This window comes from Luteimonas sp. AC640a (assembly GCF_979256585.1).
Window position 1 is genome coordinate 599,648 of sequence record NZ_CEEDOV010000007.1, and the last position, 13,109, is coordinate 612,756.

A 13,109-nucleotide genomic window follows, 5' to 3' on the forward strand; every position below is an offset into this window, starting at 1 on the left:
TGCGCGCAGACCCGGGAGCGTCGGCGGTAGACATCGTCCGGGCTGCAAAGCCGTCTGCGTGGTCCATCTCCCCGCCGACTCTTGACCTGCAGCACCACCCAGGTCGTCGAATCGACGCGAATCTGATCTCGCACAGTCAACTTCTCGCTTCGAACATGTCTACCGTTCACGCGCCTAGCGGCCCATGCTGAGGGTGGCGACCGCCAGTTCCTTGGCGGTGTTGAGCATTTCCACGCCGGCCTGGTAGCTGCGCGAGGCGGAAATCATGTTGACCATCTGCGAGACCGGGTCGACGTCAGGCGCGTAGACGTAGCCCTGCTCGTCGGCAAGGGGATGGCCGGGTTCGTAGCGCTGGATCGGCGGCGTGTCGCGTTCGACGATGCCGGCGACCTGCACGTTGGTGAGCGCCGGATCGCTGCCGTGCGCCGTCGCGCGGAACACCGGTTCGAGCGGCTTGTAGACCTGGTCCGGCGAGCCGGCGACCGAATCTGCGTTGGCCAGATTGCTGGCCAGCGCGCTCAGGCGCACGGACTGTGCCTGGAGGGCAGAGCCGGCAACATCGAAGATCGGCAGGTTGCTCATGGCATTACTGTCCCGTGATGGCGGTCAGAAGGGTGCGCACCTTCGACTCGAGGAAACTCAACGAGGCGCGGTACTCAAGCGCGGCGCGGCCGTAGGCGGCACGTTCGGCGTCGGGGTCGACGCTGTTGCCGTCGAGGCTGGCCTGCGCGGCTATACGAGCCACGGAGAATGGATTCAGCCCGTCGTCGCCGGACAGTGGAATGTGGTTCGACGCGACCTCGCGCATCGGCGCCGGGCCGGCTTCGCGCACGCGCGCGGCGTTGGCCAGGGCGGCGTTGAAGTCCAGGTCGCGGGCCTGGTAGCCGGGCGTGTCCGCATTCGCCAGGTTGCTGGCGATGAGCTTCATGCGCTGCTCGCGCAACGGCAGCGCATCGAGCTGGAAGCCCATATAAGACGAAATCGGATTGGACATCGCACGCCTCCGGCGGACCTGTGCCGGGGAGGTTGCAAGCGGCGTGCCAGAGCGGGGCGGGGCGCGGCGGGGCGGCTTCGCTGGCCCTGACGGCGGGCCTTGGCGTTCGCTGCGGGTGCGAGCAGTGCTCTCAAGCGCGAGAGCGCGTCGCCCTGTTTGATGCTGCAACTCTCGATCGACGGCTGCCGGGGCCGTCCGTCCTGGGCCGACAGCTTCCCTGACTGGCGAGAACCGCCCGTAGGCGCGCGCTTGCGCGCGAGGGACTTACGCGGCGAATGTCCCCCGGCTTCAGCGTTTCCACGCCTGGGCCGCGGTCTGGGTGACGGGCATGGGAACGATCGTCAGTGCGCCGTCAGCCACCTCGGCGCATCGGCTCGGTGCCGCGGAAGCACTTTTCGGCGAGAGCGCCCGGCGCCAGAGGGCACCCCGCTCGAACGCCCATCGCGCGCAAGCACGCGCCGGCACATACGGCGGAACCGGGTGCCGCGCAGGCTTGGCGTCAGCCGACCAGTTGCCCGCCGGCGGCTTCGGCGACTTCATGCAGGCGCTTGAGCACCTCGTCTGCGAGATCGTGCGGGCTGTACTTGGCGACGAATGCATCCGCGCCCACGCTCTGCACCATCGATGTGTTGAACACGCCCGACAACGAGGTGTGCAGCAGCACGAAGAGGTCGGCGAGGCCCGGGTGGCGACGGATTTCCGTCGTCAGGGTGTAGCCGTCCATCGCCGGCATCTCGATGTCCGAGACCACCAGGGCGTAACGCTGCGACGGTGGTTCGCCGGCGGCATGCAGCTGGAGCAGATGATCCAGTGCCTGGCGGCCGTCCGACAGCAGGGTCACGCCGACGCCCAACTGGTCCAGCACGCTACGGATCTGCTGGCGGGCTACGCGCGAGTCGTCGACCACCAGAACCTGCATCGGCGGCGCGCCTTCAGGCAGGGCGTATTCGGGCGACAGCTCTGCGTCCATGCGCGCCTGTGAGATGTCGGCCAGCACGCTTTCCACATCGATGACCTGGATCAGTTCGCCCTGGAAACGCGTGACCGCGGTCAGATAGCTGCCATCCGCGCCGAGGTCGGGGGGCGGCTGGATGTCGGTGACGGCGATGTTGACGATCCGCTCGACCTCGCTGACCAGAAAGCCCTGGACCGAGCGGTTGAATTCCGTCACCACCAGATAGCCAGGCAAGTCCTCTTCGCTGCGCTCGGGGTGACCGATCGCAAGGCCCAGGTCCAGGACCGGCACGCTGCGTCCGCGCACGTCGGCCACGCCGGCAAATTGCGCGGGCAGGCCCGGCACACGGAACAGGTGCGGCCGGCGCAGTACTTCCTGCACCTTGAAGACATTGACGCCAAAAACCTGGCGTCCCCCGAGACGGAACAGCAGCAGCGCCAGCCGGTTGTGGCCGGCGAGGCGGGTGCGCTGGTCGATGCGGTCGAGCAGATCTTGCGACATGGTGCCGGTATCGGCGGTCCTGCTTGGGACTTGAGGCGCCGGACCGCGGATCACGGTTTGGCCCGCTTCGCCGGCCTTGCGGCACGCGATTTGCATCGCGGTCAGCGATCCCGTTGCCGGAAGTCGCCATGCCCCCACTGTCCCGCGCTCATCCGCTTCGGCGCCCACGCGCGCTGCGATCTGCTTTGCTGGTGCTGCTGGCAATGTGTATGGCTGCGTCGATGGCGGCATCGACCTTCCAACCGGTCGAGTCGATCCGTGCCGCGGCAGTGTCCGTCGCCGGCGAGGGCGATGATGCCGAAGCCAACCTCGATCCGGCGCTGCGCATGCCGCAGTGCGCGCAGCCATTGGAAGCGCGCCGCACCGCAGCCGCGACGGTCGAGGTGTCCTGTCCGTCCGGCTGGCGCCTGTTCGTGCCCGTCCGCGTGCGCCGCAGCCAGACCGTACTGGTGCTGTCCCGCAGCGTTGCTTCAGGTGAGACGATTACGGCCGATGTCTTTACTGCCGAGCAGCGCGACGCCAGCCGCATCGCAGGTGCGGCCATCGCCAACCCGGCCGAGGCGGTTGGTCGCAGTGCCCGCCGGGTGCTGGTGGCGGGCAGCGTGCTGACCGCCAACGACCTGGTGTCACCCCGTCTGGTGCGCCGGGGCGATACCATCGCCCTGGTGTCGCGCCAGTCCGGCATCGAAGTCCGGATGGCTGGCAAGGCGCTGGGCGATGCGGGTGCCAGCGAACGGGTCAGCGTCGAGAACCTGTCGTCGCGCCGGGTGGTGCAGGGCACGGTGGACGCGGACGGCAACGTGCTCGTTGGCCGCTGACATCTGGATGACATCCACCCTAAAGCTTGGCGTCCACCGGCCGATACCGGCCATGACTCCCATCCAATTCCGCGTGTCAGGACCCCCGACATGACCCAGAAGATCGAAGGACCCTCCGCTCCGGTCGCCCGTGCCATCAGCCCGGTCGCCAGCCCCCAGGTCGCCCGCGCCGGTGATCCGCGCGACAAGGCCATCCAAGCCGCCGCCGGCGGCGACAGCCTGCGCCTGACCGGCGAGGCCGCCAATCTGCAGGCGGTGCAGCGCGACGTCGCCGCCCGCCCGGCGTTCGACGACGCGCGCGTGGAGGCGCTGCGCGCGTCGATCGCCTCCGGCAGCTACAAGATCGACGCCGAGGCCATCGCCTCGCGCATGCTCGATCTGGATGCCCGGCTGGCCGGCTGATGTCCGACGCGCAGGCCAGCCTGGAGCGTCTTGCCACCGCGCTTGCCGATGAGCGCGAGGCGCTGATCGGTCACGACGTGGATGCGCTGATGCGCTCCACGCGCGACAAGATCGTCGCGCTTCGCGAGTTGGAGACCGCCTCCGACGGCACATTGTCCGGCCCGCTGTCCGAGCTTGCCGAACTCAACCGCGCCAACGGCGCGCTGCTGGCGCGCCGCCGCCGAGAGGTCAACTGGGCGCTCCGCCACATGGGGCGCACGGAAAGCGCGCCGGCTTACGACGCCTTGGGGCGTGTCGAAGTGAATAGCAGTCGGCGGGATCTCGCGGTTGCATGAGGCGCATCTGCGCCGTCCGCACGATTTAGACTCCAAGGTCCTCGCATAGGATCAGTCTTCGTGACCTCGCTTTCCCCACTTGCCGCACCGCCGGCGCCGTTGGCCGCCACCGCGCTGTCCAGGCTCGATGAAGGCGTCAGCCTGCACGAGGCCGACGGTCGCCTGATCTACGCCAACCCCGCCGCCGAGGCACTGCTGCGCCTGCAGCCCCACTGGCTGGTGGCGTCCGGGCGCCTGGATCGCGTACTGCCGCCCCAGGCAATGGAGCGCGCACGCCTGCATGGCAGCTGGTGCGAGCCGCTGGCATTTGCGCCGGGGCATCCGTTGAAGGCGCATCTGCACTGGATGGGTGACGACACCGCGCGGTTTCTGCTGCTGCTGAAAGGCGCCACGCCGTCTCGCAGCGACGACGACCATGCACTGCAACAGCGCCACGAGGAACTCAACGTCCGCTTCAACGCCGCGCAGGAGCAGTTGCTGCAATCTGAGAAGCTCGCCTCGATCGGCCAGCTGGCCGCGGGCGTCGCGCACGAGATCAACAACCCGATCGGCTACGTACATTCCAATCTCGGCAGCCTGCAGGAATACGTCGGCAATCTGTTCGCGCTGATCGATGTCTACGAACGCGCGATGCGCGCACACGATCCGCATGCGATGCGCTCCGAGATCGACGACACCCGCGAGCGGCTCGATGTCGATTTCATCAGCCGCGACCTGCCGCAACTACTGACCGAATCGCGCCAGGGCATCGAGCGCGTGACCCGGATCGTCCGCGATCTGCGCGACTTCTCCCGCTCGGACCGCGAGCACGCCTGGCGTCTCGCCGACCTGCACGCCGGACTCGATTCGACGATCAACATCGTCTGGAACGAGTTGCGCTACAAGGCGACGATGGAGAAGGACTACGGCACGCTCCCGATGATCGAGTGTCTGCAGTCCGAATTGAATCAGGTCTTCATGAACCTGTTGCTCAACGCAGGCCAGGCAATCGACGAGCAGGGCACGATCACCGTGCGTACCGGTCACGAGCCCGGGCAGGTCTGGGTGGAGATCGGCGATACGGGTGATGGCATCGCGCCGGAGGTCCTGCAGCGGATCTTCGATCCGTTCTTCACCACCAAGGCGGTGGGCAAGGGCACGGGCTTGGGTCTTTCGATCTCCTACGGCATTGTCGCCAAGCACCATGGGCGCATCGAAGTCGAGAGTGCGCCGAAGGCGGGCAGCCGGTTCCGCGTCATCCTGCCGGTGCGGCAGCCGCAGCCCGATGTGACCGGCTGACTCACGGCTGCGCTTCGCGCCCGCGCTGGCTGTCGTAGGTCTGGAATGCCTGGCGGATGTGTTCGCGCAGCTTGTTGTCGTCCCAGGGTTTGGTCAGGAAGCGATAGATCGCGCCGCGGTTGATCGCCTCGGTGACCGTGGCGAGGTCGGTGTAGCCAGACAACACCAGCCGGATGGTGTCGGGATACAGCATCTTCACCCGACCGAGAAATTCAGTGCCGTCCATTTCCGACATGCGCTGGTCTGACAGGATGACCTGCACTTCGTTGGTCGCGAGCAGCCCGAAGGCATCGCGCACATTGCCGGCGGCGAGGATGCGGTAGCCGTCACGGCGGAACAGCCGCACCAGCGAGCGCAGGACATTCTGCTCATCGTCGACCAGCAACAGCGTGCGGTCCGACTTGGTCGCCGTGAACAGCTCGGGCCGCAGGTAGCGCCGACGCAATGCCTGACCAGCCGCTTCGGCGCTCATCGGCTCACCGAACAGATAGCCCTGGAAGTAGTCACAGTCTGCGCGTCGCAGAAAGCCGAGCTGGGCCTCGGTCTCGACACCGTTGGCGATGACCTTCATGCCCAACTGGTGGCCCATCGCGATCAGGGCGCGCACGATCGCGGTCTCGCGACTGCCAGCCGGCGAGGCATTGATGAAGCTGCGGTCGATCTTGAGAATGTCGGCCGGATAGCGCACCAGCGCGCCAAGGCTGGCATCGCCGGTACCGAAATTGTCGAGGGTGACGAAGATGCCTTCGTGGCGCAGTGTGGATACCGCGCGGTAGACCGCGTCGGTGCTGTTGTGCGTGAGCGCGCGCTCGTTGAGCTCGAGCACGATCGACGACATCGGCAGGCCGGCCTTCTGCATGCGGCCGAGGAGCCGATCGACGAAATCGAACTGAAGCAGTTGCTGGGTGGTGACATTGACGCCGACGAAGAAGTCGTCGAAACCCTGTTCACGCCAGATCTTGACCTGTGCGATCACGCGCTCGAGCATCCAGTCGCCGATCTGCAGAATGACGCCGATACGCTCGGCGGTCGGCAGAAAGCGCTCCGGCAGCAGCAGCCCCAGCGACGGAGACTGCCATCGCACGAGCGCCTCCATGCCGATCACGCGTCCGTCCCGCGCGCTGATCTTGGGCTGGTAACGCAAGCGGAGCTCGCCATTGGGCAACGCGTCGACGATCTGGCGTGCGATCGCGCTCTCGCTGTGCATGCTGTCCGCCACCTCGGTGGTGTGCAACTGCACCGGCTCGTGCGGCCCGTGAGCCGCACGCCGAACCGCGCTCTCAGCCAGTTGCAGCAACTGCGAGGGATCGTCGCCATGGTCGGGGCAGAGACTGATGCCGATCTTGGCTTCGAGGAAGAGCGTGTAGGGGAGCACTTCGAGCGGACGCTCGACTTCTGCGATCAGTTCTTCGGCCAATGCCTGCGCCGCCTGGACATCGCCACCGGGCAACAGGATCGCGGCGATGAATTCGTCGCTGCCGTGCCGCCAGACGCGACCGCGTTTGTGCAGACGCTCGCGCAGACGCAGGCCCACCGCCTCGAGCGCTGCATCGCCGACATCCACGCCCATGTTCTGGTTGACTGACGCGAAGTGGTCGATGTCGATGTGCAGCAGCACCAGCGGCGTTCCGCCGGACGTCGCGTCCCGGATCATCGCCTGGAGCCGGGGATGCGCGGCGCCGAGGCGCGGGAGCGAGGCGGGCGGAACGGGAACCGGCATGTGCATTGACGGATTCTAGCCGCCGGGCACGGCAACAGGTGCGTCTGCGGCAAGCGCGGCATAGGGCAGCCATGCATCAACACGCGTGCCGGCGCCGGGGCTGGATGCCACGTCGACCCGGCCTCCCGCACCGTGCGCACGCTCGCGCATGATCACCAGACCCAGACCACGTGCGGCTGTCGGCGAGAATCCACGACCGTCGTCGAGGACGCGAAGCCGCAGCCCGCTGCCCTCGTCACGCAACCGTAATTCGACGCGTGCCGCGCCCGCATGTCGCATCGCATTCGTCAATGCTTCCTGGGCAATCCGGAAACATGCCTGTTCGACCGCTGCATCCGGGCGTTGGGGCAGCGCATCGATATCCAGTTCCGACGTGATGCCGGCGTTGCGCAGCATCCGTTCGGCGTGCCAGCGCAGTGCCGCCTCCAGGCCCAATGCATCGAGTTGCGGGGGACGCAAGAGGATCGAGATGTCGCGTAACCGCTCCAGCGTTGCGTCCGCAAGCACGAGGATGTCTTCGATATCGTCACGTCGACGCTGGACGTCGGATTCGTCGAGCGCGGACACGGCGGCCATCTTCATCGCGGTCACCGACTGACCGATATCGTCGTGCAGCTCGCGGGAGATCGCCCGACGTTCGTCTTCCTGCAACGTGAAGACACGTGCAGCCAACGCCTGCAGCTCCCGATTACTCGCCGCAAGATCGTCACGCATGCGTTCGGCGCCGGTCAGGTCTCGAACGACCAGCAACGTACAGGGCCGGCCCTCATGCTCGGTTTGCGCCGCTGTCAGCGACGCGCGAAAGACCGAACGATCGCGACGCTGCATGCGCAGCGAGGCAGGTGGCGCCTCCATGTCCGTGACCGGTGCCAGGAGCCAGGCGTCGAACCCGACGCGATCATCTTGATCGATCAGCGCCCCTGCAGTCAGTCCTTCCAGTGCGCCCGGCGTACACCCGAACATCGCCTCGCTGGCAGGGTTCGCATACGTCACACGGTCCTCGACCACCAGCAGTACGCCGTCGGGCAGCAGTCGCATGAGTTCGCGTAACGCGCGCCCATGGGTGCCAGCGGGTGGCGGGGCGGGCAAGGTCGAGTCACCCGCTGTGCGATGCGCAAGCGACATATCGACACGCGCAACACGCCAATGGCTCCATGCCGCGACGACTCCGGTCGTTGCCAGCAGGGCGGCGACAAGCACCAGCCATATACCGGCTGGGAGCGCGGCACTCGCGCGGTCGAACACGATGGCCACCACCACGATCCAGGCCAGTCCGAGCGTGAGGTGCAGCAACGGGAGCTGCCACAGCAATTTCCCCAAGCGGTTTGAACGCGTGCCCTGCCGACCTGTCACGTCGATGGTGTGCTGTCCAGACGCCATTCGGCGAGTGCCCTCCCTATACGCGTCATCGCAGTCTACCTTCGGACTCAATTTCATGTTCACCACGCCGCTAACGGTAGGGAGCCTGTGCCGGATGTTCCGGACGCGCACCACGGAGCGAATGCAACACGATGGATTCCGGCCCCCTCTCCAGCCTTCTCGAGCACCCGGTCTCAGATGGCCTGCTGCTGCTTGATCGGGGTGGCCGCTGTTTGCTCGCCAACCCGGCAGCGCAACGAAGAGGCCTCGACCGTCTGGTGGAACGCCACGCCGCGTCGCTGGCGGGCCTCTATGCCCGTTTGCTGGAGGGTGAGCGCGAGATGCCGTGCGAGCTGCCGGACGCGGGTCGGCCCTTGCGCGGATTGCTGCGCACCGTAGAGATTGAAGGCGAGGGCGCGGTCGCGTTTTCGTTGAGCATCCGACTCTCCGAAGATCTCGACGACTGGCTCGAGGCTGCGGAATCCGGCGGACATGCACTCTGGGTCTGGGATCTGCGCCACGACCAGATGCGAGGGTCGGGCGCGTGGATCGAATGGATCGGCGTGCCGGGCCTCGACACGCCCTTACCGTTCCAGACGATCGAGCAGCGGATCCATCCACAGGACCGTACGACAGTGGCCGAGACGCTGCGCGCGTATCTGGACGGACGGACGCCGGCGTATCTGTGCGAGTACCGTTGCGGCCGGGCCGATGGCACATGGCGCTGGGTGCGCGATAGCGGACGCGTGACCGCGCGGGACGCGCAAGGGCGTGCTCTGAAAATCGCTGGCACGCTGACGTGTATCGATGACCAGAAGCGACTCGAGCAGACCCTGCGCGAGCAGCGCAGCCTCGTGGAAGACACGCAGCGTCTGGCTGGAATGACCAGTTGGCATTGGGATCACGCCAGCGGCACGGTGCGGTGCGCAACCGGATTGCGTGAACTCCTGGGGCTCGAGGACGATGCGAGCGTGCGGATGTGGTTGGGGCGATGCCGGGTCGATCAGGCGCCGGTGCTCAAGCGGGCTTGGCGCGACCTGCGCTGCCGGGTTGAGCCGGCGCATTTCGAACTCGTCGTCGATGGCATCGACGGCCCCGTGTACCTGCAGGTCTGGGCATCGCCCCAGCTCGATCGCGCTGGCAGGCCGAAGGGCGTGCTCGCCCAGATCCAGGATGTGACGGCCCAGCGCCGGATGGATGCCGAAGCACGGCGCCGCAGTGCGCTGCTTCGACGCGTTGCGGAACTTGGCCGAATCGGGGGCTGCGAGATTGACGCTGAAACCCGCACGCTGCACTGGACCGGTGAATGCGCGGGTCTGCACGGCCGCGAAGGCGAATCGCTATCGCTCGAAGAGCTGATCCGGCACTACACCACTGAATCGCGCGATGCGCTGGAAGCGGCAATGAGCCGGGTTGCGGCCGGCGCATCGGCTGAAACGCTTGAGCTGTGCTTCTACCGGCCGGACGGCGAGCAGGTCTGGACTCAGGCTGTCGTGGATTTCTCGCATGATGCAGGTCTGTCGCCGCGCTATCTCGTGCTGTTCCGCGATATTTCCGGAGAGCGTGCGGCCAGTGAACGCATCGAGCGCCTTGCGCATTACGACGCATTGACTGGATTGCCCAACCGGAGTCGACTGCGCCAGGAGATCGAGGAAGCCCTGTCCTCCGGAGGTGCCCTGTATCAGGCACTGCTTCTGCTCGACATCGCGGGTTTCAGTGGCATCAATGAGGCCCATGGCCACGCGGCCGGCGACCTGGTGCTCAAAACCATTGCCGCGCGGCTGCACATGCTGGTCGATGCAGGCGATCTGTTCGGCCGCATCGGAGCGGACGAATTTGTCGTGCTGTTGCAGCAGGGGCGTTGCAGGCAGGACGTCGCGATCACCGCAGAGAGGATCGTGAACGCGCTATCGGAGCCCGTGCCCGCAGCCGGCGAGATGTTGCGCTACGGGGTCAGCGCGGGTATCGCTGTGCGCCCGCCTGGCGTTGGTTTCGACGAACTGCTGCGTGCCGCGGGCGTCGCGTTGCAGGGCACACGGCAGGGCGGGCACAAGGAGCACATCCAGTTCTACAGTCCCGACGCCTGGCGCCGCGCGCGGCGCCGTCTGGATATTGAACACGCGTTGCGCGCTGCGCTGGAGCACGAGCAGTTCTCATTGGCGTATCAGCCGCTGGTGGACCTGACGCGCGGCTGCGTCTCCGGTGTGGAAGCGCTATTGCGCTGGCATCACCCCGATCTTGGAACCTGCAGTCCGGACGAGTTTATCGAGATCGCAGAAGCCACTGGCGACATCGTGGCGATCGGTGAATGGGTGCTGCGTGAGGCCTGTCGACAGGCAGCAGCGTGGGATGCGGCGGGCCTCGGGTTCGGGCGCATGTCGGTCAATGTCTCGGCGGTGCAGTTGCGCGATCCCGGGTTCGCCAAGCGTGTGCGCGCCGCGTGCGACGACGCCGGTTGGCCTGCATCGCGTCTTGAACTCGAACTCACGGAGTCGGCACTTCTGCTCGACACCGAGCCCCTTTGGTCCTGCTTCGCCGCGCTTCAGAGCGCGGGTGTGGCACTTGCGGTCGACGATTTCGGCACCGGGTTCTCCAGCCTCAGCTATCTCAGCCGGTTTCCGGTGGGCCGTCTCAAGATTGATCGCAGCTTCATTGCCGATCTGGCTGCTTCCGATGGTGCGGGGCGAGCCGTCGCAGTGACCCGCGCCATCATCCAGCTTGGAAAGACCCTGCGCATGCAAGTGCTCGCCGAGGGCGTCGAATCCTTGGCTGACGAACAGTTGTTACGCGATTACGGGTGCGACGAGGTTCAAGGCTATCTGTACTCGAGACCGTTGCCACCACGCGAGATGCAGCGCTGGCTCCTGGTTCGTCAGGAAGACCTTCAGCCCAAGCTCGCGCTGCCCTGATCAGAAAGCATCGGCCCCGCGTTGCGTACACCGCGCGGGTCGTCGATCACGACGTCGCCGACGCGTGATGCGTCGTTGAGAAGGCTAGAGATGCGGGTAACTCTGCAGCGCGCACGGTGCGTTGCGACGGCACTGGCCGGCTGGGAAGAAGCCGGATACGAGGCTCGCGACCGCAGCAAGGTCATTGGACGGCGGCGTCCGTTTCGACGCGGCTCCCTGTGCCGGACACTTCTCAATCTGCCCGGGTTCATCTGAGGGGCCGCTTGGCGGCAGCGAAAATGTCTGCGCTCGTTCGAAGGCTGCGGGGTGTCCAGGCAAAGTGCTGCGCGCAGAGCGGTGAGGGCGGGGCGTGCCTTGCGCTGAAATCGGCTGCCCGCCTTCAGAATCCGGCGGCGATATCCCAGGCGATGAACGACTCGACGGCATCGACGGAAATCGTACCGCCTGGCGCACCGGATTCTTCAGCCGCGGCGAGCAGCGGCACGAGTTCCTGAAAAGCTGCCTGTTCGATGCGATCGAGCAGGTTTCCGCCGATTCGACGGATAGGGTGCGATTCCGCAGCCGTCAACGCGCACGCCCCGGACTCGGCCGGGGCATGCGCGTGGGGAAGGCTTGGAGATGCTCGATCCAAGGCGCTGCCGCGTCAGAAGAGTTCGACGGTACCGGCACCCATCGATTCCTGGGTCACCGGCTTGTGCGGCGGGCGTTCCCAGGCGCCGCGCATCTCGCGCAGGCGCTGGCCGATGCGCTGCAGTGCGCGCATCAGTTCTTCGTCGAAGACACCGCCGTTTCGACGCAGGAGATCCTGCAGATCGATCGCCTCGCGATTGATCGCGTTGAGGCGCTCGAGGTGCGAATGCACGCCGCCCAGCGCCTGGGTCGCGATGTCCTCGAACTGGAGGGCGCGCACCGCGTCGGTGACGCTGGCATCGATCGCGCGACCGCAGTCCGAGATCTCACGCATGCCGTCGCCAAGCGAACGGTTGATCGTCGCCACCTGTTCCAGCATGCCGGCCGCCTCGGAACGCGCTTCGCGGGAGCGGTCGAGATCGCGCGATGCCATACCCGACACCGTGTCGCGCACCTTGGCGATCGATTCCTTCGACGAGTGCGCGAGCTTGCGGATCTGCTCGTTGAACGCGGTCGAGCGTTCCGACAGGTTGCGGACTTCGTCGGCAACCACTGCGAACCCTCGGCCGGCCTCGCCGGCGCGCGCAGCCTCGATCGCAGCGTTGAGGGCCAGCAGGTTGGTCTGGTCGGCAATCGACTTCACGTCTTCGAGCAGAGCAAAAATGCCGTCGAGATGGCCGGCCATCTCATCGATGTGGGCCACTGTGGTCACGCTTTGACCGCTGACCTGTTCCAGCGCTTCGACCAACTGTTCCATCCGGCTGCTGGCGTGCTGGGCGAAGCGTGCGACATCGGCGCCGCCCATGCCGTCCTGGTCGCCGGTGCGGTCGAGCAGCCGGCTCATGGCCTGGGACTGCTGGCGCGACTTGCGGTTCATCGCGTCGAAGCTGCTGCCCAGGCCACTGACCGCCTGGCGGATCAACTCGCGGGCACGCTCGACTTCCATCCGCGACCCCTCGATCTCGGAGCCGACGAACTGACGCAGTTCGGTGAGCAGTTCGTCCTGCTCCTTCATCGCGCGGGTATGCTCGGGCTTCGGGTGTGTGTCGCGACGGACCAGCAGGAGTGCGGTCACGATCCAGCTCGCGGTCAGGGTGATCAGGATCGCCCATCGCACTGGCGCGGCCCAGCCGAGGACAAAAGCCAGCGGCAGCAGCAGGGTCAGCGCCAGCGGCGCGGCGAGGCGGATCAGAATGCGTGCGTACATG

Annotated in this window: 12 protein-coding genes; 5 read left to right on the forward strand and 7 right to left on the reverse strand. The window is 66.5% G+C overall.

Annotation, left to right across the window (positions count from 1 at the left end):
• Window positions 1-174: 174 nt before the first annotated feature.
• The 3 genes from flgC to ACZ9YD_RS06995 all read right to left on the reverse strand — a co-directional run bounded on the left by flgC (window position 175) and on the right by ACZ9YD_RS06995 (window position 2,450).
• A complete protein-coding gene (flgC, locus tag ACZ9YD_RS06985; protein ID WP_465074396.1) occupies window positions 175-582 on the reverse strand; it encodes a flagellar basal body rod protein FlgC in 408 nt (135 codons plus the stop codon).
• A 4-nt stretch (window positions 583-586) separates the two neighbouring features.
• Window positions 587-994, reverse strand: coding sequence for a flagellar basal body rod protein FlgB (flgB, locus tag ACZ9YD_RS06990; protein WP_465074397.1), 408 nt, complete (start codon window positions 992-994; stop codon window positions 587-589).
• A gap of 499 nt (window positions 995-1,493) precedes the next feature.
• The gene (locus ACZ9YD_RS06995) at window positions 1,494-2,450 is read right to left on the reverse strand and encodes a chemotaxis protein (protein ID WP_465074702.1); all 957 of its coding nucleotides are present in this window, start codon (window positions 2,448-2,450) and stop codon (window positions 1,494-1,496) included.
• 221 nt (window positions 2,451-2,671) lie between these two features.
• Between ACZ9YD_RS06995 and flgA the strand changes: the two genes are divergently transcribed.
• From flgA to ACZ9YD_RS07015, 4 genes are all read left to right on the forward strand, one after another.
• Complete coding sequence (gene flgA, locus ACZ9YD_RS07000; protein ID WP_465074398.1) at window positions 2,672-3,268, forward strand: flagellar basal body P-ring formation chaperone FlgA; 597 nt, start codon at window positions 2,672-2,674, stop codon at window positions 3,266-3,268.
• Window positions 3,269-3,358: 90 nt separating this feature from the next.
• The gene (gene flgM / locus ACZ9YD_RS07005) at window positions 3,359-3,670 is read left to right on the forward strand and encodes a flagellar biosynthesis anti-sigma factor FlgM (RefSeq protein ID WP_465074399.1); all 312 of its coding nucleotides are present in this window, start codon (window positions 3,359-3,361) and stop codon (window positions 3,668-3,670) included.
• Window positions 3,670-4,005 carry a flagellar protein FlgN gene (locus ACZ9YD_RS07010; protein ID WP_465074400.1) on the forward strand — a complete coding sequence of 112 codons (336 nt, stop codon included), beginning with the start codon at window positions 3,670-3,672 and terminating at the stop codon, window positions 4,003-4,005. Before flgM ends, ACZ9YD_RS07010 begins: the two co-directional genes overlap by 1 nt.
• A gap of 60 nt (window positions 4,006-4,065) precedes the next feature.
• The gene (locus ACZ9YD_RS07015) at window positions 4,066-5,283 is read left to right on the forward strand and encodes an ATP-binding protein (protein WP_465074401.1); all 1,218 of its coding nucleotides are present in this window, start codon (window positions 4,066-4,068) and stop codon (window positions 5,281-5,283) included.
• Between the two features lies 1 nt (window position 5,284).
• Here ACZ9YD_RS07015 and ACZ9YD_RS07020 read toward each other — a convergent pair whose 3' ends face one another.
• Entirely contained in the window at window positions 5,285-7,003 is a 1,719-nt protein-coding gene (locus ACZ9YD_RS07020) for an EAL domain-containing protein (protein WP_465074402.1), read from the reverse strand.
• A 15-nt stretch (window positions 7,004-7,018) separates the two neighbouring features.
• Window positions 7,019-8,497: a sensor histidine kinase gene (locus ACZ9YD_RS07025; protein ID WP_465074403.1), complete on the reverse strand. Its 1,479-nt coding sequence runs from the start codon at window positions 8,495-8,497 to the stop codon at window positions 7,019-7,021.
• Between the two features lie 17 nt (window positions 8,498-8,514).
• Between ACZ9YD_RS07025 and ACZ9YD_RS07030 the strand changes: the two genes are divergently transcribed.
• The gene (locus ACZ9YD_RS07030; protein ID WP_465074404.1) at window positions 8,515-11,271 is read left to right on the forward strand and encodes an EAL domain-containing protein; all 2,757 of its coding nucleotides are present in this window, start codon (window positions 8,515-8,517) and stop codon (window positions 11,269-11,271) included.
• 379 nt (window positions 11,272-11,650) lie between these two features.
• On the opposite strand, the gene ACZ9YD_RS07035 is transcribed toward ACZ9YD_RS07030, so the two are convergent.
• Together ACZ9YD_RS07035 and ACZ9YD_RS07040 are read right to left on the reverse strand one after the other, a co-directional pair.
• Window positions 11,651-11,839, reverse strand: coding sequence for a hypothetical protein (locus tag ACZ9YD_RS07035; RefSeq protein ID WP_465074405.1), 189 nt, complete (start codon window positions 11,837-11,839; stop codon window positions 11,651-11,653).
• 75 nt (window positions 11,840-11,914) lie between these two features.
• Complete coding sequence (locus ACZ9YD_RS07040; protein WP_465074406.1) at window positions 11,915-13,108, reverse strand: methyl-accepting chemotaxis protein; 1,194 nt, start codon at window positions 13,106-13,108, stop codon at window positions 11,915-11,917.
• Window position 13,109: the final 1 nt, after the last annotated feature.